The sequence below is a fragment of the Halomonas sp. ND22Bw genome (genome assembly GCF_003011945.1).
GTDB lineage: Bacteria > Pseudomonadota > Gammaproteobacteria > Pseudomonadales > Halomonadaceae > Halomonas > Halomonas halophila.
In genome coordinates, this window is record NZ_PXWD01000481.1 from 1 (window position 1) to 324 (window position 324).

The 324-nt window shown below is 63.6% G+C and carries 1 pseudogene; it reads left to right on the forward strand.

The features are described from left to right. Positions 1-61: 61 nt before the first annotated feature. A pseudogene (locus CVH10_RS19030) lies at positions 62-324 on the forward strand (IS3 family transposase); the annotation flags it as partial.

The following is a 324-nucleotide window of genomic DNA, read 5'->3' on the forward strand; positions in this document are numbered from 1 at the left end:
AATGCCTGCGAAGAAGCACAAGCCCGAGGAGATTATCGGGAAGCTACGTGAGGTTGAGATCATGCTGGGTCAGCACCGGTCGACGCAGCGCAAGGTGCCGTTCGGGGCAGATGACGAAGAGGCGCTGACCGAGGATATCATCGCCCTTGCCAGGCAGTACGGGCGCTACGGCTATCGCCGGGTGACGGCGCTGCTGCACGCGGCGGGTTGGTCGGTGAACCATAAACGGGTGGAACGGATCTGGCGACGCGAGGGGCTGAAGGTGCCGCAGCGCCAGCCGAAACGCGGCCGGTTATGGCTGAACGATGGCTCGTGCATCCGGTT